The 20,265-nt window shown below is 36.2% G+C and carries 16 protein-coding genes; 13 read left to right on the top strand and 3 right to left on the bottom strand.

The features are described from left to right. Nucleotides 1–13: 13 nt before the first annotated feature. From QA584_RS12685 to QA584_RS12695, 3 genes are all read left to right on the top strand, one after another. Complete coding sequence (locus QA584_RS12685) at nt 14–2,596, top strand: hypothetical protein (protein ID WP_278274868.1); 2,583 nt, start codon at nt 14–16, stop codon at nt 2,594–2,596. Between the two features lie 524 nt (nt 2,597–3,120). Continuing rightward, nucleotides 3,121–3,651: a hypothetical protein gene (locus tag QA584_RS12690; RefSeq protein ID WP_278274869.1), complete on the top strand. Its 531-nt coding sequence runs from the start codon at nt 3,121–3,123 to the stop codon at nt 3,649–3,651. Nucleotides 3,652–3,884: 233 nt separating this feature from the next. Continuing rightward, nucleotides 3,885–4,421 carry a YcxB family protein gene (locus QA584_RS12695; RefSeq protein ID WP_278274870.1) on the top strand — a complete coding sequence of 179 codons (537 nt, stop codon included), beginning with the start codon at nt 3,885–3,887 and terminating at the stop codon, nt 4,419–4,421. Nucleotides 4,422–4,628: 207 nt separating this feature from the next. On the opposite strand, the gene QA584_RS12700 is transcribed toward QA584_RS12695, so the two are convergent. After that, nucleotides 4,629–6,263, bottom strand: a complete 1,635-nt coding sequence (locus tag QA584_RS12700; protein WP_278274871.1) for an NTTRR-F1 domain — start codon at nt 6,261–6,263, stop codon at nt 4,629–4,631. A gap of 416 nt (nt 6,264–6,679) precedes the next feature. Then, nucleotides 6,680–7,615, bottom strand: coding sequence for a glycosyltransferase (locus tag QA584_RS12705; protein ID WP_278274872.1), 936 nt, complete (start codon nt 7,613–7,615; stop codon nt 6,680–6,682). Nucleotides 7,616–7,906: 291 nt separating this feature from the next. Here QA584_RS12705 and QA584_RS12710 point away from each other — a divergent pair, with 291 nt between their 5' ends. The 6 genes from QA584_RS12710 (at nt 7,907) to QA584_RS12735 (ending at nt 11,711) form a co-directional block, all read left to right on the top strand. After that, nucleotides 7,907–8,221 (top strand): hypothetical protein, encoded by a 315-nt coding sequence (locus tag QA584_RS12710; protein ID WP_278274873.1) that lies wholly within the window; start codon nt 7,907–7,909, stop codon nt 8,219–8,221. Nucleotides 8,222–8,635: 414 nt separating this feature from the next. Continuing rightward, nucleotides 8,636–9,382, top strand: coding sequence for an EFR1 family ferrodoxin (locus QA584_RS12715; RefSeq protein ID WP_278274874.1), 747 nt, complete (start codon nt 8,636–8,638; stop codon nt 9,380–9,382). Between the two features lie 45 nt (nt 9,383–9,427). After that, complete coding sequence (locus QA584_RS12720; protein ID WP_278274875.1) at nt 9,428–9,952, top strand: hypothetical protein; 525 nt, start codon at nt 9,428–9,430, stop codon at nt 9,950–9,952. Between the two features lie 50 nt (nt 9,953–10,002). Then, nucleotides 10,003–10,719 (top strand): HAD family hydrolase, encoded by a 717-nt coding sequence (locus QA584_RS12725; protein WP_278274876.1) that lies wholly within the window; start codon nt 10,003–10,005, stop codon nt 10,717–10,719. A gap of 89 nt (nt 10,720–10,808) precedes the next feature. After that, nucleotides 10,809–11,138 carry a DHCW motif cupin fold protein gene (locus tag QA584_RS12730; RefSeq protein ID WP_278274877.1) on the top strand — a complete coding sequence of 110 codons (330 nt, stop codon included), beginning with the start codon at nt 10,809–10,811 and terminating at the stop codon, nt 11,136–11,138. A 27-nt stretch (nt 11,139–11,165) separates the two neighbouring features. Then, nucleotides 11,166–11,711, top strand: coding sequence for a class I SAM-dependent methyltransferase (locus QA584_RS12735; protein ID WP_278274878.1), 546 nt, complete (start codon nt 11,166–11,168; stop codon nt 11,709–11,711). 136 nt (nt 11,712–11,847) lie between these two features. On the opposite strand, the gene QA584_RS12740 is transcribed toward QA584_RS12735, so the two are convergent. Continuing rightward, entirely contained in the window at nt 11,848–12,744 is an 897-nt protein-coding gene (locus tag QA584_RS12740; protein WP_278274879.1) for a hypothetical protein, read from the bottom strand. A gap of 359 nt (nt 12,745–13,103) precedes the next feature. Here QA584_RS12740 and QA584_RS12745 point away from each other — a divergent pair, with 359 nt between their 5' ends. From QA584_RS12745 to QA584_RS12760, 4 genes are all read left to right on the top strand, one after another. Beyond that, nucleotides 13,104–14,840 (top strand): sensor histidine kinase, encoded by a 1,737-nt coding sequence (locus QA584_RS12745; protein WP_278274880.1) that lies wholly within the window; start codon nt 13,104–13,106, stop codon nt 14,838–14,840. A 38-nt stretch (nt 14,841–14,878) separates the two neighbouring features. Continuing rightward, complete coding sequence (locus QA584_RS12750; RefSeq protein ID WP_278274881.1) at nt 14,879–16,471, top strand: response regulator transcription factor; 1,593 nt, start codon at nt 14,879–14,881, stop codon at nt 16,469–16,471. A 182-nt stretch (nt 16,472–16,653) separates the two neighbouring features. Next, the gene (locus QA584_RS12755) at nt 16,654–18,153 is read left to right on the top strand and encodes a sulfatase-like hydrolase/transferase (protein ID WP_278274882.1); all 1,500 of its coding nucleotides are present in this window, start codon (nt 16,654–16,656) and stop codon (nt 18,151–18,153) included. 24 nt (nt 18,154–18,177) lie between these two features. Continuing rightward, complete coding sequence (locus tag QA584_RS12760) at nt 18,178–20,241, top strand: beta-glucosidase family protein (protein WP_278274883.1); 2,064 nt, start codon at nt 18,178–18,180, stop codon at nt 20,239–20,241. The last annotated feature ends 24 nt before the right edge of the window (nt 20,242–20,265 follow it).

The raw sequence follows: 20,265 nt of genomic DNA on the forward strand, positions 1-20,265 counted from the left end.
AGGAGAGAATGTTTTGGATACATTAGATATTATTAAAGAACTAAATATGTGTAAAGGTTATCAGTTCGCTTTGCTATCCACTTATAGTTGTGATATTAATTTTATTAATAAAGTTATTATAGCAAAAATGTTGGAACAGGGCTGTAATAAAATAATTTTATTTACGGATCGAAGAATGTTAACCGTTAATCTTATGAGGGACTATAATGTTACTCTAGGTAATAAGTATATAATTAATACAATAAAGACAGATTACGCTTTCCATCCAAAGGTATTCTTGCTACTAGGCAAAGAAAAGGCGAAGTTGATGGTAGGAAGCGGTAATCTAACTTGTGCAGGGATGTTAAGCAACACAGAAGTATTTACAAAATATGAATATTCTGAAGGTAATGAAGAGGAGTTAAGTATAATTCAAAGTGCATACCGAATGTTTCAATTCATCGCCATGCAAAATAGTATACCCCTGCAAAATAAGGTGTTTTACAATATTAGGGATTTAAAATACTTATCGGAAAGCATTCAGGGAAACAACGCAAAAATTTGGATTGATAATATGAGAATGCCGATTATTGATCAACTGTTAACTAAGATAAACGATCAAATAAAGTCTATTGATATTATCGTTCCGTTCTTTGATTCAAAATGTAAAGCTACTTATTATTTGAGAGATGTACTTAAAGTAAGTAAATGCAATATTTATGTTCAGAATAGGAACAGTAATCTAATGCTAAATAGGCTTACTGATGATATAAAAGCATATTGTTTTAATAAATTTAATCAAAGCAATAATTTTTATCATGCCAAGGTTTTTATTTTGCATGGGATAAAGAATGATTATGTATTATACGGTAGTGCTAATTGTAGCACAGTTGCACTTAGTAAAAATGTTAGAAATGGAAATTATGAGGCCTGTATTTTTGAAAAAGGAAAATCGGGATGTTTTGACTATTATTTAAATTGTATCGAAAAGCCTGAAAAAATAAAAAATATTGATTTCATAGCAGTCAAAGATGGAGTAGAAAAACTTAAATATCTTAATACTTATTTCGAATTTGCATTATTGGCTACAAATGGATTAGAAATTATATTAAAACAAAGTAAGCCTGTTCCTATTAAAGAGATACATATTAACAATAAAAGTGTTCTTTTTAGCCAGAATGAAAATGGAATATCAATACTTCTAGAATCTCCGGATGGTTTATTAGATAATAAATCTGTTTTTGAGATAACAGTTAAAGAAAAGGAGCAAGTTGAATACCAATTAATTGGCTGGTATTTAGATGAGCAAGCTATCCTATATACTCATGATAACCGAAAAGAGATTATTAGACATAAAATTATGAATGGTCTATGGACATCTGATTTGTCTTGCATTTTAGACATAGTTTATGAATTTATCGAAAAGGCTTGCTGGTCGTTTGATGAGTTAACTCAATCAGCTGAATACATTAAAAAGAAGCAGGAATCAGAAATTGAAATTAATGAAAGTATTAATGATAATTTGGAAGATTACATTGTAGAAGATATATTAAGCGAAACAAAGGATATTAACTATTCAAGTAATCCAAGAAGTTTATTAAGTATTTTCTATGAATTCGGTATGAAAAGATTTAAGCATAATAAATCAGATATAATAAGCTATGAAAACCCAATAAATTATAATGAAAGTACAAAAAACGATAAAATAGAAACCAGTTATACTGATTACGAAAAGAAATGGCTAGTAAGACAACTAAATGGTTTGCTAGATGCATATTATAAAAGCCTAGACGATGAGAAATATATGTTAGAAGCTAATTGGAATAGTTTCTGGGAAAAAAACATTGCAGTATTAGAATTCGCTCGAAAGCTAATAGAAAGTGATGCCTATGTACATTTTCAAACCAATAGTAAGATATTATTTCCTTTAGATGAACTTGAGATTATCAATATGTATTATGCATTATTGGATGCTATAGTTAGATATAAAAGAAAACAAGTTATGGCAGAAAATAGTATAGAGGTATTAATCAGTTTGAGTACTTACTCAATAATATGGATGTTTAAGAATGCAATTGTATTTAATGATGATTTAATAGTCAAGGCAAAAAAAGCCTTGGATTTACTAAGACAGTTTATAGATAATGATAATTGGTTTAGGGATAATTATTGCTGTTTGGTTTCATTGACAAAGAAATCTGAATTAATTGGATATATATATCAACAAGATGATATAGTGTCATGCTTTGAAGAACTTTTTAGCTATCATTCTCCAAGAACAGCATTAGAAAGGTTGAAGACAATGCTTAATTCTTCATTTGAAATTAGAGAAGATGGGCATATTGAATTAATTGCTTCATTAAATTCGAAGAGTGAACTACATCCTTTTAATGGACAGATAAGAGCAATAATAAGAGAAACCATAATTACAATGCGGATGGTTAATAAATGGAAAGAAGCAAGTTCGATAACAGTAACATTTATAGCTGAGATAGGTAATATCCGTAAATATTCAATTTGTTATTCTCCGGGTTTTCAAAGGATGGAGGAAAGTATTCGATATGCTAAAGGAAACGATTACAATACATTTATTAACAGATTGGATTGGGGATTATAGCAACAGTATAAATAATGAAAATATAAAGGGGGGCATATATGACATACAAAAAAATATCTACAACAAACTATAATTGGTTATTTAAATGATAACCATCAAAAGAATTTAGGAAAGCTTGATGAGGTAGGAACAGACCATTTTCAATATTTTTATCAGTTGGAATGTCAATTATGTGGAAATAATTGATATACTATAAAAATAGATTGAGATAAGGATAAAAAAGGGATATAGTAATTTAATATTACTTTTCTACTGAATTATTTTAAACAAACGAAAATTAATGTGACAGTTGAGAATTTTTATATATTCGATAAATATGTTTTTCAAACGATACAAGTCTTGTGAAGTTAACAAAATAGTCAGTTTTATACTTAATGAAGTGAGTTTGGAATGCGAATCCAGTCGAGCAAAGAAACTAACGGAAGGTGGTTTTTGGAAATTACTGAAATGAGAAGAGGGATTCTTATAAAAAATAACTCTGCAATCCAGACCTGTATTTGTTTTTTTGATAAAGGAGGCATTGTATGGAGATTATTCTAAAAAACTACATAATATTTAGTGTTGTATATGATGGACATAACAAGTTATGTAAAATAATCAAGAACCCATTTATTAAAAGAAGAAGGTGCATTTATGATACTGAAAATAAAGTAAGGTACATTACGGAAATACAAAAAAATAGAAATAGTATATCTAATGAGTACAATTATAATTATCAGATCATAAAAAAAACCCCCCAAGAATCAATGGTAGTAGGAACAGCAGAATTAGTACATGAAAATAATGTATCCAACGATTTCATGTTTAGACCCCCATTTGTGAATAAAATGGAAATAAATTTATTTTCAGAAAAAAAAGTTATATATATTTTCCTGAATCGTAATGGATCATGTGTACTTAAAAATGAAAAAGGTATCATTATTGGAAATATTAATAAACAATTATTAAAAGGTTATAGAGTTGAGTATTTAGAGAGGATTAATGTATATGAATTGTGCGCTATATTTATTTTATCCAGATATCTTGATGAAGAGAATGATTTTATAATTGTTTGATATATAAAATGCATTAAGCACTGTCGGGCTAATTTTGTTATTGGATTAGTAAGAATTATTTTAGGATCTGGCTGCAATCAGCTCTGGCATATTCGTAGCCAGATTCGGTTGCAAGTAATTTACAATTTTCAGTTGAAGTTCCATCATTTCAAGATCTGAGGGATATACTAAAATATGTTGTTAAATCCAAAAGTAAATAAGAAACGCATAGTTGTAGATTAGAGGTGAAAGATATGTTTGAATATAAAATTACTTTAGACGATAATGATTATTTAATATTTAATCAATATCATTTACTAAATAGCAATTCTGGTAAGAAATATTTAAAAACCACGAGATTTTTTGTTCCATTTATTTTTTTTATGTTCGTTGTTATATTTTGCATAGCAGGTGCTGACTTTGAATTAATATTGATTGAAGCTATATTAATGACCATTTTATCTGTATTGTGGATTGGATTTAGTGAAAAATTGATATTAAAATCAATGAATAAAAGAATATTAAAAATGAAAAGAGAAAGCAGGCTACCTTATAGCAATGAAGCCATCTTAAAGTTCGATGAAGAGAAGATACATGAAATTACACCAAATACAGAAAATAAAACAAATTATTCAATGGTTGAGAAAATTATTGCAACAGAAAGAGCTATTTATATTTATTTTAGTTCAGTACAGGCATATATTCTTCCGGTAACTGTTTTTTCAGAAGAGATGGAAAAAAGAGAATTTCTTAAATTTATCAATGGGAAGGTTGATTTTTTCAAAGTATAAAAAAATTAGAACGAAATCCAATATATTATAGTACAGTTTACAACTTATGTATATTGTTAAGAGTTACGTTTCTTGCTCTTAGGTTTATGAGATGACCGGCTTGCCTTTTTGACAAGCCGGTCATCTCACTAATTGGAAATGACGATTTTTTTATAGGTGTATTTTAGAGGGTTTTCATCGAAACCGAATGTGTGCTTCTGAAACCTATTAAGGTCCAGTAGGGCCGGTAGGGCCGGTATCACCAGTAGGACCAGTCGGTCCGGTAGCGCCAGTCGGTCCGGTAGGACCAGTAGCACCAACGGCACCGGTAGGTCCGGTATCACCAGTAGGACCAGTCGGTCCGGTAGCGCCAGTCGGTCCGGTAGGACCAGTAGCACCAACGGCACCAGTAGGACCGGTATCACCAGTAGGACCAGTCGGTCCGGTAGCGCCAGTAGCACCAACGGCACCGGTAGGTCCGGTATCACCAGTAGGACCAGTCGGTCCGGTAGCGCCAGTCGGTCCGGTAGGACCAGTAGCACCAACGGCACCGGTAGGGCCGGTATCACCAGTAGGACCAGTCGGTCCGGTAGCGCCAGTCGGTCCGGTAGGACCAGTAGCACCAACGGCACCAGTAGGACCGGTATCACCCGTAGGACCAGTAGGACCGGTAGCGCCAGTCGGTCCGGTAGGACCAGTAGCACCAACGGCACCGGTAGGACCGGTATCACCAGTAGGACCAGTCGGTCCGGTAGCGCCAGTCGGTCCGGTAGGACCAGTAGCACCAACGGCACCAGTAGGACCGGTATCACCCGTAGGACCAGTAGGACCGGTAGCGCCAGTCGGTCCGGTAGGACCAGTAGCACCAACGGCACCAGTAGGACCGGTATCACCCGTAGGACCAGTAGGACCGGTAGCGCCAGTCGGTCCGGTAGGACCAGTAGCACCAACGGCACCAGTAGGACCGGTATCACCCGTAGGACCAGTAGGACCGGTAGCGCCAGTCGGTCCAGTAGGACCAGTAGCACCAACGGCACCGGTAGGACCGGTATCACCCGTAGGACCAGTAGGACCGGTAGCGCCAGTCGGTCCGGTAGGACCAGTAGCACCAACGGCACCAGTAGGACCGGTATCACCAGTAGGACCAGTAGCACCAACGGCACCAGTAGGACCGGTATCACCAGTAGGACCAGTAGGACCAGTAGGACCGGTAGCGCCAGTCGGTCCGGTAGGACCAGTAGCACCAACGGCACCAGTAGGACCGGTATCACCAGTAGGACCAGTAGGACCGGTAGCGCCAGTAGGACCAGTAGGACCAGTAGGACCAGTAGGTGCGGTAGGACCAGTAGGACCGGTAGGACCGGTAGGACCAGTAGGACCGGTAGCACCAGTTACTGCGGCTAATGATACATCATCTACAACTACATCAGCATTACCTGCTGGGGGTACTCTGTTGATTGATACAAAAGCATTGGCTGCGCCAACAGGAGCAGCATCAGTAATTCTATAAATTTCTAACCAGGTATTATTATCGTTAACATTTGGCAGGCGGCCAGCTGGAATCGTTAATGAAAGTCCTAATCCTAAAAAATTAAATGCTACATCATAAAATGCTATAACAACCGTTACTTGAGAATTAGGAGCAACACCCACTTTTGCCAGAGAAACCTTAAATTCATATCGTTCACCTGCAGTTACTGGAACAATCTGATAAATAAAAGATTCGGATGTTCCACCTCCCAATAGCGCGGAAAAGAAACCTGTGTGGCTATACAGGGAAGTTATGGTTGCATTGAATGGAACAAATGGTGGAAAAGTTCCTGTTTCAAAACTACCATTGACTATCAATTCGTTAAAAGACATTTCTATCAACTCCTCTATTTTGTGATTTTCATGTCAAAGATTTTACATCAGACCGTAAAGATATAAATACGGCCCATATTAATAATATGCCTATGAAACGAATTAGTTACTTTTTTGTCGATAAAAGGAAGAAGTTTGGAAATAGTAAATTATCATAACTAAATTAATAATTGTGATAATTAATCATTAATTGATACTGACTATATTAGAATGCAGTAGATTAAACATCAGAAATTCTAAGCCGGTGTTGATTGTAAACAGTACAAGAAAATTTAGTTTGCATAGCAAAACACCACTTAATTGCCAGAAATAAGAGCTTTAGGACGATTAAGTGGTGTTTTACTATGAGGCTTAAAATGGATAGCATAATAAAATCCCATGGTTATTAGTTCAGTGGTAGATAGGTAATGTGTTACTTAATTACTATTCGCAATATAATAATTCATATTCTCCATTGCCCAAGCACTGTTATATGCATGGTTTGCAATGGAATTGCCGTCATAAATAGAGGCACAATATGCTGTCCGTTGTCCAGCCTGAAGTTCTCTAAAAAACTCAAGATATTTCCATTTGTATAAATTAACAAAAGGTTCATTTTTATGGTAATTATTATGGATATTAAAACAGGTATTATAAACTTTATCCTGCTTACAATATCCTTGTACCATGCATTCTGCACAGGATATCTTCTGTGTCATATCGATATCGATTAGCGGAATCATATTTTGATCAGTCATGTAGCCTGCTTTAAAAGGGGTATAGTGCATAACTCTTGGTGTAAGCTCAGCATCGCCGTAACAGGTTTCTTCACTCCAATAGCCGATCAAAGGTATTAATTCTGGTCGCATGCCCATGCAGCATCCGTGTACAAAATCCAGAGGTGCATCAATAATACCAGCAGTAAGTTCAAGATAGGTAACGCCATAACTTGATTTAGGTATAACAGGCGGGTATACCGGGAGGTAAGGTGCTGTTCTTTGAACACCTAATAAGCCTACATCAGGAAACGTATTAAAGACCCTCATAAAACGTGTAAGCCAATCCGGTGTTTTCATTAAAACATCACTGTCAATAGAGAAGAAGTATTGTTCAGGTCTTCTTTTAGTGAGATTTAAGTTTAAAGCAAATATTGGTCCTGAATTAACTGTTAAACGTGTTTTTGACTTAATACGGCTATCCGTTAATGTCTGAAGATAATCCCAGGTGTCATCCTTGGAATTGCTGTCAATAATATGCATTTCAAAGTCTTCTGGTGTGTCCAGTATGGATTTTAAATTTCTTGCCGTTAAACCCATACGATTAAAAGTAATATAACTTAAAAAGGGCGGAACCATATAATCAATCCTTTCCATAATAATTTAAATCACAATCTATTTTATGTCAGCCTTACTAAACAGTTACCACTTTATTCTGCTTTATAGTATAAAATATGATATTATATTTCCGATATCGACAGTAACAAATCATTAACCTGATTTAGATTTCCATATCCTCCAACTAATATATAAATAAAATTATTTATAAACATTTACTATATATATGCCGATATGACAAGAAGAAAAACTAATTTAATTATATATAGTAATATTTTAATTGAACGTAATCAGATATGGCTGAGATAAAAACAGAAGGAGAGAATTGATATGAAAATAACAGGTACAAATGAATACTACAATACGAACGCATCATCTGAGAAATCTAGTACTTTAAAAAAGGGTACAGAACTTAATATGGCTAACGTATTTAAAGATGAAGTAGTGAATTGGAAAGAGAAAATCAAGTTAAAGTTGACGGAAGAATTGGAAAATGATGAGGAGCAAAATATTAAAATGTCTGATAAACAATGGCGTTCATTAATAGCAAAAGTGGATAGTGCTATTAATAAACATAAACTGAATGTAAAGATGAATGCTGAAAAAGCTGTTAACGCTGACCCAAAGGATGAAGAGAAAAATTAGTAAAGTTTACATATAAGAATTAATAAAAAGAATTAATAAGAATTCATAAAAGAAATAATAAGAATTAATAAATAAGAATTGATATAGGAATTAATATATAGGAATTAATATATAACAAGGATAATAATTATCTATTTACAAAGCGACATAAAATTAATTAGCAGCATAGTAAGCCTGGAAAAGCATTATTACTACAGATTAACCCTCTCACTTTATATGAAATAATAGGAGAGGGTTTTTTCAAATCGAAGTAGTTGCATATAAAAATTGTAGTATTAAGAAAAATTAATCGGATTAAAAAGAAAATTTTGGTTGAGAAAAGGTAGGAAAAAGAATACAATCTTAATAACAAGAATTTAAAATGTTAATTAATCTAGTTGGAAAAACAGTACTGAAAAGGGAAGGATAATTAATATGGTAATATATTATAGCTCGACCGGCAATTCTAAACATGTTGCGTTAAAGCTACATGAAACTGTTCATGGGGATTTGCTTGATGTTACTCAATTAGAAAATAAGAGTCTCTTTCAGCTAAAAGATGGTGAAACGTTATATCTGGTGACTTTTAATTGTTTTTGGGGAATATCAAAACAGATGGAAAGCTTTATTAAAAATAGTGAATTTATAAATCTTAGTAAAGTAGTTGTTATTATGACTTGTGGCGGATATCTGGGTGGAGGAGATTTTTCTGTTGAAAAATTGTTTCTGGAAAAAAGTATGCCTAAACCGATAATATACTCTCTAGTTATGGTCACAAACTACTCAATATTGCATAATATACCATCTTTTGAGGTTCAGAAAAAGAAATTATACCATGCGGAAAAAGCCCTGGACAGAATTATCCAAGGGACTCAAAAACCTTATCATAGTAACTGGTTTATTAGGCAGTTAACTCCAATGATTCAGGCTAAATATGAGAAAGCCCGAAGCACCTTACCCTTTCGTACGAATGGTTCCTGTATCGGCTGTAGGCTGTGCGAGAAAAATTGTCCGGTTCATGCGATAGTAATGCAGGAAAACAAAGCGGCTTGGGTGCTTAAGGAATGCGATAATTGTTTGCGCTGTCTGCATCGATGTCCGGTCGAAGCAATTAACTATGGTGATTCGACAAAAAAACGGTTGAGATACACTTATGAGTCCTTCACGGAGGCTATAAAGTAAGAATATACGGAGTGGTATGTGAGTTGGAGCATAGATGGGAGTAATATGAAAGATATATTCATTGGTTTTATTTTAATTTTTCTGGATTTTAATCTGAATCTTGGTAACTCAAAAATCGGATTAATACCGGACTTTGCTGGTTATCTTATCATGATAAATGGAATATTGGAAATGTCGGAGGAAAGTACACTATTTACTAAGGTGAAACCACAGGTAACCGCTATGGCGGTTTATTCCGGAATTCTATACCTGTTGGATTTAATTGGTCTTTCCACTGGTTTAGGGATAGGGTATATACTTGGAATCATATCTACCGTAATTACACTTTATATATCATATAATATTGTTATGGGGGTAATAGATACAGAGAAAAAATATAACAGATCTTTAGACGCTGAGCATTTAAAAACGATATGGACATTTCTGGCGGTTATGGATATTTTAACATTTGCTCTGGTGCTAATTCCTGTAGTATTAATAATTTGCATGGTTGTGTTATTTATCGCTACTCTTTATTTCCTTATTGCTTTTAATAATTCTAAGAACTTATACTATGAGATTATTGAGTAAACATTTCATTATGTTATAATAGATATAAAAAGAAAGCGCAGGTACTGGTAATGAAAAAACCCAAAATGATACTTTTTGATTACGGACAAACCTTGGTTAACGAAGCTAAGTTTGATGGTGTAAAGGGGACATCAGAAGTCTTAAAATATGCAATTGTAAATAAATATAATAAGACAGCGGAGGAAATTCAGGCGGTGGCTGATGAAATCAATTATGAACTTGGAAGATTTGACCCGCTGAAACGGCATCAATTTCAAATAGAAGTCCCCAATTTTATGTTTACCGCTTATCTATATGAGTCCCTGGGCATTAGGCTTTCTATACCCAGCAGCAAACTAGATCAGGTTTTTTGGGATGCAGCATCGCCGGGAACAGCTACAGAGGGTATTGCAGAATTCTTACATTTTCTGAAAGAACAGGGTATTCGCACCGGTGTTATCAGTAATATAAGCTACTGCCGCGATACATTAGAGGAAAGGATCCATAAATTTTTACCGAATCACGAATTTGAATTTATTATTGCTACCAGTGAATATATGTTTCGAAAACCAAACCGCAGAATATTTGATTTGGCGTTGGAAAAAGCAGGCTTACCGGCAGAGGATGTCTGGTACATAGGGGATCAATATGAATGTGATATCGTTGGTTCCAGAATTGCCGGAATGTTTCCGGTATGGTATATTGGGGCTATTGATATGCCGTATACGATGAAAGAAGAGGTATTAACTATTACGAATTGGAATGAACTTATGAGGTCGTGGAGTTAATTTGATCAAATGTGAATCAGGAAAGCATTTCGTTTATACAGTAACAAATAAATTATTTTTTGCAGATACGACATGCAATGGGAGGTAGTATGAAAATTCAAGAAGTTCCATTTACCACAATTGACTGGAATACAATAGAACCGACAATTCATCCAGGCGTAACCGGAGAGGCTTATTGGCGGACTTTTGAAATGGGAAATATACGAGTACGTATGGTAGAATACTCAGCGGGGTATAAAGCCGATCATTGGTGTAACAAAGGTCATGTTCTCTTGGTACTGGAGGGGGAACTAGTAACAGAGCTTTTAGATGGCAGCGAATTCACCTTATTACCCGGAATGAGTTACCAGGTTGCCGACGATATGAATCCGCATCGTTCCCATACGGAAAAAGGTGCTAAGTTGTTTATTGTAGATTGATTTAGCTAATAAGAAGGGAGGTAATCTATGAATCAAAGTTTTAGCCGTTTGGAGAATCCAGACAGAGTGGCAGAGTTAAATCCTATGAAAAGCCTGGAACGAATTGGTTTGAAGTCCGGAGAAGTTATCTGCGATATTGGTGCAGGAACAGGAATTTTTACTTTTGCAGCAGCAAAGATTACAAAAGCTGCGATCTATGCGGTGGACATATCTGAGGATATGCTGCACATACTTTATACGAAAGCAAATGAACAGAAGCTTAACAATATAGTGATAAAGAATAATACAGAAAGTATACCTGCTGGTGCCTGCAATGTTGTTTTCTTATGTACGGTATTTCATGAATTATCTGATATAGAATATATGATGGGAGAGATAAAACGGATTCTTAGTTTTAGCGGGACTCTGGCAGTTATCGAGTTTCATAAGCGAACCACACCAATGGGACCTCCGGTTGAACATCGGATAGACTGTGATACCCTAAATACTATACTGCATAAATTTGGGTTTAGTGTAAAGGAGAGTTTTAATCTGGGAGAGAATTTTTACTGTTCTGTATTTCATATTAATTGAACAATGGCTGATAACGAAATGAAAGTGATAGGGTGGAAATGGATATAATCTGTGTTTCCACCCTATCACTATTTTTGTTAGAAACTTATTATTTTATGATTTTGTAACAGCTTCTACTGAATAATTATAGAATTAATTATCCCCAGGCAGGAAGCTCACGAAACAGATTCTCCATATCTGACCGGATAAAACCTTTCTTTCCTTTGCTGTTAATCATCCTAAAATAAACCGTTCCGGTTTTTGTAATATACATCTTATCAAAAGTTACAGTATCACCTTTTCTAGCTTTATAGGCTGATTTCTTTGAACCAGGACTTTGATAAGCGGTAAAAGATTTTATAGCTTTATACCGATATGCTTTGGAATCGTCTGACAGGGTGTAGGTATTCGCTGTGGTCTTTGTAATCTTACCATCCTTTAACCGATAAGATACCTCGATGTAATAACAGCCGATGGAGGGAGTATAAGGAGTATTCAGGGCTATCGTAAAACCACCCTTTCCGTCCGTCTTTTTTATGGTATAACAGTATATATCAATATTCTTAGTAAGTTTTTCCGGTTCAAAAACGGTGGAATGAACCAATTTACTTCCATTATATTGTACAAAGAATGCATCAGAAACCCCACCGTTTTCCCAAACCGTATGAATAAATAAATCCAAATGACCATCACTCTGATTTAAATCCAGCAGGTATATATTAAAGGACAGTCCATTGTTGTTTTTGGTAAGGTATAATTTATTATTAATATACAGCTTTATAGTAGCTGTGCGTTTATCGTCATTTTCAGCTACCTTATACTGTATGGTTTCGTTATGACCATCTTGGTTTAAATCATATTCGTAAAGCGTATTTTCTTGTAGGTATTCAATACCTGCCGGTGAGGTACTCCTCTCGGCAGCAAAGGTACCTAGAGAGGGTATTAGAAGAAAGAAGGAAAAGGTTAAAAGTAAAATAATTGCCTTCTTTTGTTTAAAGTTAGATATTTTTGTTAAAAAACAGTACTTATCGCTGGTATAAACTGATTGATTCATGATAAAAAATCCTTTCATATAATTAGCATTATCTGGTTAATTAATTATTATAAACTTTTCTCCTTATGATATCAATATAGACAGGGAGTATGTTTCAAAAAGTTATTGATATTTTCTGTCGCATTTAAGATGCCAGGGATAAAATTCATGTTCATTCGTGTATACATATTTACATATATAAGCTTAAAATGGAGTTTGGTTTTGGGAATTATTATGCAAAAACCGACATATGCTATCATAAATATGACATTTCCAACAAAATTCGATGAATTCTTTTGCTTTATATGTTGACATAATAATAAACATAATATAATCTTGGTGTTAGATACCCTATTAATTTATTTCGTGTGGAATGGAAGATGAAATTGCGAAAAGTATTACAAAACAGATTAAGACTAAAACACAGGATTATGATTGCAATTCTTTATGTTTTAATTCCTGTATCAGTAGTATTTGCAGGCATAATAAAAGAGGCGCTGAATGAAATTCAGGATCAGGTAGTACAGGCAAATATGAATAGTCTGCAAATATATCGGAATACACTGCAGACAGAAATTGAGCTGGCAGAACAATATTTAATTAATTTAACCTGGGTAAATGAGGAGTTTGCAAAATTCTATAGCACAGAGGATGACTCCGAGGCCGAAAAAGCAAGTCAGGCAATCTTAAGCGGAATGGAGGATGTGTTTCAGGCGAATAAAGATATAACAGCTTTTATTGTGTATAACCCTGGTAATGGCATATATCGTACAAAATATAACCAAATTGTGGCATACGGTAAAATAAAGCAAGGAATCGAACTGGAATTAAAGCAGACATTAAAATCAAAGGAAGATAAACCACTTGGCTGGTTTTTGATGAATTGTTCAGGACGCTGGCTCTTGAGCCGGATAGCCCAAAGAAATGGCGCGTATGCTGTTTGTCTGGTGGATTTGACTCAGGCGGTAAGAAATGCCAGGCTTAACTATAATATTGATGGCGAAGTGTTCTTCATTAAAAAAGGTACAATTCTAGCCAATAAAGATTGGATGGACGAAAGAGGTATTCGACTGGATTATAGCAAGGAAGAGTTTTATTATGCAGGGAAAAAAGAGGATTATATTATTGTGCAAAAGCAATTAGCAGGATTTAAGGTGGGACTTGCTATGCCCTCTGAACGAAATAATGAGAGAGTTAAAATCCTGTATTTCAGTCCTGTTATCTATTTAGGTGCGGCCGTACTTTCCTTAGTGTGTGCTGCTTTATATTTAAAACATGAATTGTTTATTCCAATGGATAATCTGGTTATTACGATGCGCAGGATACAAGGAGGCGATCTGACGGCAAGACCCCTCAAATACAAAGGTACCGAATTTGCCCAGGTACACGGTACCTTTAACAGTATGATGAGTGAGATTACAACCCTGCGAATCAAGAGCTATGAACAGCAGTTAATGGCCGAAAAAGCCCAGTTGGAGGCTCTGCGCATGCAGATACGGCCTCATTTTTTCTTAAACTGCCTGAAAAGTATCTTTGGACTGGCCCAGGCTGGTAAGACGGAAGAAATTAAGAAAAGTGTTTTATGCCTATCACCTCATTTAAGATACATTTTTGATATTAGTACAGAGGTGATTACACTGGAAAAAGAACTGCAGATGTGTGAAAATTATATTTCCTTGCAGGTAGTAAGTCAGTGTGGGTCACCGAAGTTGAATCTCTCCGTGGATACAAATGTCTTAATGCTCAAAGTCCCTCCGGTCAGTATTTTGACATTGGTTGAAAATTGTATGAAGCATGGAATGGCACAGGATGGGACACTTCGTGTGCAGATTATAGCGAAAAGTTATGAAATTGATGGTCAAAGACTGGCTGATATTGTCGTACGAGATAATGGACCTGGTTTTCCGGAAAAGGTTTTGAAAGTACTTAATAATGGAGAGGAGAAGGAAAAGAATAACTCTCAGGTAGGATTACGGAATGTAATGAATCGATTTAAGGTACTGTATGGCGATGATTTAGCTATAACATTTTCAAATAATGACGGGGCACAGGTTGAAATTATGTTTTTGATGAAGGAAGAAGGTGAGGTAAACAGTAATAATTCACTTTGCCAATAAGAATTTATTCCGCCACTGGCGGTGGAAGGAGAGTAACTATGGAACTTCTGATTGTAGATGACCAGGTTTCTGTTGTTGAGGGATTGTTAAAAGGGATAAGTTGGGATAAGCTCGGGATAGAAAAAGTTTATACTGCATTAAACGCTCTTGATGCAAAAAATATACTGCAGAATAAAAGAATAGATATTATGCTTTGTGACATTGAAATGCCAGTGGAAAGTGGTTTACAGCTATTCGAATGGATGAATAAAAAAGGGTATACAACGAATTGCATTTTTCTTACCAGCCACGCGGAATTTGAGTATGCGAAAGAAGCTGTTAAACTTGGAGCTTTTGATTATATACTACAGCCAGCCCCCTATGAGGAAATTTATCAGACGGTACAAAAAGCGGTTAAGGTAATCCATACGGAAATCTATAAGGATAAACTATACAATAAGGGAAAAGTGTTCAGTAAACAGGAAAAATCCATAGTGGGTAATGCTATCCGGAACTGGTTAAGCAGTTCCGGCAGTAATAAAGACATTCATACATTGTCTGAACTAGCAGTTCTACCATGCCTTAGTGAACCAGGATACTTAATGCTGATTCATATTGTGAAATGGAGTACTCTATCTGAAAAATGGGATAATACTTTACTGGAAACATCATTAGAAAATATTGTGAGTGAAATTTTTGCACCGAATAATCAACTTACGGGACTCGCTTTTATGGAAGAAAATACATTTGCCATGTTATTGCAGGGACGTGATAAGGAAGAAATTTCAAGGGAAGGTCTTATCAGGCAGCTCCAGTATCTGAACAGTTTTTGTGAGCAATATTTTAAATGCAGCATTGCCTGCTATTTTGAGGGTCCATTTATTTTGGATAATTCTTTGGATATATGGCCCAGTCTAATAGCGCATAAGGATAATAATGTACTTCTTAAGAGCGGGGTATTCCCAATTGGAGTCATCGAACAGAAAAGTTATCATATGTTTCGAATTCCCCAGATTAAACACTGGCACGAACTTATGAAAGAAGGTTTTGCATATACGGTTGAGGAGCAGGCATTGGGTCTTTTGGATGAAATGTGCGAAAATGGCACAATTAACCGGATAACCCTGCGCTATTTTTATCAGGATTTTATGCAGATGCTGTATAATTCAATGGATGGAAACCAGCGTATGTTAAACGACATGTTTAGTACGGCAGAGGGTCTTGAGCTATACAAAAATGGTATGAATTCTGCTCCCCAGATGAAGCAGCTTATCAGCTTTGTTACAAAACATTTTCGTGTTGTAGATAGCCAGGAGGACCCCAAAGCATTGGTACGCCGGGTGATTGAGTATATCGACCGGAATCTTGAGGATGATATCAGGCGGGATGAACTAGCTTCACACATACACTTGAATCCGGATTACTTATCTCGGATTTTTAAGAAAGAAACGGGTCTTAATATAAAAGAATATATTACAGAACAGAAAATGCGTGCAGCCCGGGGTTTCTTACGAACGACCGGTTTACCGGTCAGCTATATTGCAGCTAAAATGGGGTATTGTAATTTCAGTCATTTCTCTTTCACCTATAAGAAAGTAATGGGCAGAACCCCCCAGGAGGAACGTTTGGGAACAATGGTAAGAGAAGATTAACAGGATAGGTGCAGACTTATATTGCTGTTTTACGTTATAGAAGATGGTCGGAAATACGATAATTCAGTACGGAATAATTACAGTTAGGATAGACTTATAAGAATATAATTAATACTGTAACCATATGTAATAATCTCATAAAGATATTCAAACGGATAATCTTTGGAGAACGGAGTATTTCTATGAGAAAGAAAGATATATTAATTTTTTTAAGTGACCAGCATGCAGGTCCATGTACTGGATACGCAGGAGATGACGTGATACATACCCCGAATTTAGACAGAATCGCAGCTAAGGGGACAGTATTTGATGCTGCATATACTTCCTGTCCCTTATGTGTCCCTGCAAGAATGTCTTTTCTTTCGGGACAGCTTCCTACGAAAATGGGCGTTCTGGATAATGCCGGTTCGATTCCCTCGGATCAGGTTACCTTTCTTCACTCCTTAGGGGCGCAAGGTTATGAAACAGTTTTGTGCGGAAGGATGCACTTTGAGGGACCAGACCAGCGGCATGGGTTTACAAAAAGGATTTTTGGCGATATCACTCCAATCTACACCGGGGATCGCAGTTCATTCAGGGAAATGAAGCATTTTGGATTAACCTTAACTGAGCTAGGGTGCCTTAATATCATAGGAGGTGGAAATTCACCTACACTGGAATATGACCGGCATGTTATCCGGACAGCCCTGGACTATCTCAGTAAAGACCACGAAAAACCTCAGTGTATCGTCGTTGGAACCTATGCGCCGCACTTTCCCTATGTTGCACCCACAGAGCTATATAACTATTATCTGGAGAAAGTTAAATATCCCCTGACCTTAAGTAAGGGATGTAATCACGAACATCCAATACTAAAGAGTAAACTTAAGGATACTAAAAGGGATACGGTTATAAAAGCAAGAGCTGCTTACTGGGGAATGATCGAGTTCATGGACAGAAATATTGGATTAGTATACGAGGCATGGGAAGCTTATTTAAATCGGAACAAAAAGGAAGGGGTTTTTCTATACCTTTCAGATCACGGTGATCAGGTTGGAGAAAGGGGACTCTATGGTAAAAAGACCTTTTTTGAAATGTCAGCTCATATCCCGATGATATTTATGGGCAGCGGCATTGCAGCAGGCGTAAAGATTAAAAAACCTTGCAGCATCATGGATGTTGGACCAACTATTTGCGAATTGACTGGTGCAGAACCACTTCCGGAACAGGATGGAAAAAGTCTGGTTTCACAGCTAGAAAGCGGTATTGAAGTAGATAGATATGTCTTTAGTGAGATTTTAGAGGGACCGGTGAAGGAAAAAAGAATACCTGGGAGGATGGTACGAATGGATAAGTGGAAATATATTACTTATGCTGGATACGAGGACTATGACCTGCTTTTTAATTTGGAGGAAGATCCCCATGAATTGGTAAATTTATTCGATGAACAGCCTGATATAGTAAAAGAGATGAGAAAAATCGTTCATCATAACTGGGATACGGAGAAAATCATTAATCGGTATGCTGTCAGAGAAAAGAATCTAGAGCTTCAGGCAAAGTGGTTTAAGAATTCACAGCTTGACCAAAGCGAACGATGGATAGCCACACCGGAAGCTTTGGAGGAACCTGAAAATTTCTATCAGTCCAGTATAGAGCTGCCGGAGCATATAACAAATAGGATTAAAAAAATTATGGGTGAATAACCTAATAACTAAGGAGAATAATAAATGAAGTGCTGTAAAGGCATAAGGTTAGCTTATACGGAGAAAGCGCAGAAAATAGTGAATGCCTTATCATTAGAAGAGAAGGTTTCTCTGATGAGCGGCAAGATAGATTTTAAGGAAGTAAGAGAAGCCATACGAAGCAAAACAAATCAGCACTATAACTATATTCCTTATCCCGCAGGGGGATTACCAGACTATAATGTCCCACCAATGTTATTTTGTGATGGACCAAGAGGTGTTGTCTGCGGAACTGGAAAAAGTACCTGTTTCCCGGTATCTATGCTGCGGGGGGCTGCTTTTGATACGGAATTGGAAGAAAAAATAGGACATGCAATAGGTAGAGAGGTCTTAGGCTACAAGGGAAATTTATTTGCAGGAATCTGTATTAACTTACCTTATAACCCCGGGTGGGGAAGAAGCCAGGAAACATATGGGGAAGAATCATTCCATTTAGGTGAAATGGGATCTGCCCTAATCAGGGGCGTACAGGAAGAAGGAGTTATTGCCTGTGTTAAACATTTTGCTTTTAACCAAATGGAAAATTCCCGTTTTAAAGTTAATGTAGACTGTAATAAAAGAACAGAGAGGGAAGTTTTCCTTCCCCATTTTAAGAAATGCATTGATGAGGGTGCGGCAAGTGTTATGAGTTCCTATAATTTGTATAAGGGAACTTACCTCGGACATCATGATTATTTATTGAATCAGGTTTTGAAAAAGGAGTGGGAGTTTGACGGTTTTGTAATGAGTGATTTTGTATGGGGCGTCAGGGATACGGTTGAGGCAGCAAATGGTGGTCAGGATATGGAGATGTGCTGTACCACATATTATGGTGAAAAGCTAGTGAATGCAGTGAAAGCCGGAAAAGTCCAAGTGGATAAAATTAATGAAGCGGCACTTCGTATTATCCGCACTCTAATTGCTTTTGAGGAATGCCATAATGAAGTAAGTGCTGGTGTCATAGGATGTCCGGAGCATAATCAATTAGCTTTACAGTCGGCCAGAGAAGGAATCACCTTATTAAAAAATGAAGACGAAACCTTACCGTTTAGTAGACAAGTCGTTAAAAAGCTCCTTGTACTTGGAAAATTAGGCAATAAGGCTGTAATCGGAGATCGTGGTTCCAGTGAAGTGTATCCGGAATATATTGTAACGCCGCTGCAGGGGCTTATAAATGCGGCTCCTGATACAGAGGTTCATTATTATGAGGGAATGGATTTAGAACACTGTAAGGAGTTGGCAAAAGAAGCAGATGCAGTTGTTTTTGCCGTAGGATATGATTACAACGATGAAGGTGAATACGTTGCAGAAGATCAGAATGATCTTTATACTGGTGCTGTAGGGGGAGACCGGGTGTTGAGCCTAGGGTTACATAAGGAAGATATACAGTTATTACAGGAAGTAGGACCACAAAATAGAAATTCGGTCGTAGTCATGTTTGGCGGTAATATGATTATGATGGAAGATTGGATTGACGATGTCAGTGCAGCTTTGATGGCTTATTATCCGGGAATGGAGGGAGGCACGGCAATTGGTGAAATTATATTTGGAGATGTTAATCCCAGCGGAAAGCTGCCCTATGTTGTCCCGGTAAAAGAAACAGATTTACCGCAAATAAATTGGAATACAGATTATCAGTATTATGAATATTATCATGGTTATACTAAATTAGAAAAGGAAGAGATCAAACCAAGGTATCCCTATGGATTTGGATTATCTTATACCACCTTTAAAATAGACAGCCTAAAAGTTAGAAAGGATATAAACAATATTACAGTACAATTTAATATTACGAATACTGGAAAAAGAAATGGCGCAGAAGTTGTTCAACTGTACATAGGATTCAAGAATTCCATAGTGGATAGACCGGTGAAAGTGTTACGAGGGTTTAAAAGAGTTAATTTATTGACCGGCGAAGAGAAAACTGTTGAAATATCCTGCCGGATATCAGAACTTAGCTGGTATAACGAAAGTAAAAATCAAATGGAACTTGAGCATATGGAGTATGAAATTTACGTAGGTACAAGTTCTGATATTACAGATTTGATTAGGGACAAAATTATTATATAATTAGAAAAATAAAGCTTCAACCAG

The sequence above is a fragment of the Anaerocolumna sp. AGMB13025 genome (assembly GCF_029689925.1).
Lineage (GTDB): Bacteria > Bacillota > Clostridia > Lachnospirales > Lachnospiraceae > Anaerocolumna.

Bases quoted from the DNA above. Each gene is read 5' to 3' on its own strand.
- QA584_RS12690 (WP_278274869.1), top strand. From the start codon at position 3,121: ATGGAGATTATTCTAAAAAACTACATAATATTTAGTGTTGTATATGAT.
- QA584_RS12745 (WP_278274880.1), top strand. From the start codon at position 13,104: ATGAAATTGCGAAAAGTATTACAAAACAGATTAAGACTAAAACACAGG.
- QA584_RS12730 (WP_278274877.1), top strand. From the start codon at position 10,809: ATGAAAATTCAAGAAGTTCCATTTACCACAATTGACTGGAATACAATA.
- QA584_RS12710 (WP_278274873.1), top strand. From the start codon at position 7,907: ATGAAAATAACAGGTACAAATGAATACTACAATACGAACGCATCATCT.
- QA584_RS12705 (WP_278274872.1), bottom strand. From the start codon at position 7,615: ATGGAAAGGATTGATTATATGGTTCCGCCCTTTTTAAGTTATATTACT.
- QA584_RS12755 (WP_278274882.1), top strand. From the start codon at position 16,654: ATGAGAAAGAAAGATATATTAATTTTTTTAAGTGACCAGCATGCAGGT.
- QA584_RS12720 (WP_278274875.1), top strand. From the start codon at position 9,428: ATGAAAGATATATTCATTGGTTTTATTTTAATTTTTCTGGATTTTAAT.
- QA584_RS12725 (WP_278274876.1), top strand. From the start codon at position 10,003: ATGAAAAAACCCAAAATGATACTTTTTGATTACGGACAAACCTTGGTT.
- QA584_RS12695 (WP_278274870.1), top strand. From the start codon at position 3,885: ATGTTTGAATATAAAATTACTTTAGACGATAATGATTATTTAATATTT.
- QA584_RS12700 (WP_278274871.1), bottom strand. From the start codon at position 6,263: ATGTCTTTTAACGAATTGATAGTCAATGGTAGTTTTGAAACAGGAACT.
- QA584_RS12735 (WP_278274878.1), top strand. From the start codon at position 11,166: ATGAATCAAAGTTTTAGCCGTTTGGAGAATCCAGACAGAGTGGCAGAG.
- QA584_RS12715 (WP_278274874.1), top strand. From the start codon at position 8,636: ATGGTAATATATTATAGCTCGACCGGCAATTCTAAACATGTTGCGTTA.
- QA584_RS12750 (WP_278274881.1), top strand. From the start codon at position 14,879: ATGGAACTTCTGATTGTAGATGACCAGGTTTCTGTTGTTGAGGGATTG.
- QA584_RS12760 (WP_278274883.1), top strand. From the start codon at position 18,178: ATGAAGTGCTGTAAAGGCATAAGGTTAGCTTATACGGAGAAAGCGCAG.
- QA584_RS12740 (WP_278274879.1), bottom strand. From the start codon at position 12,744: ATGAATCAATCAGTTTATACCAGCGATAAGTACTGTTTTTTAACAAAA.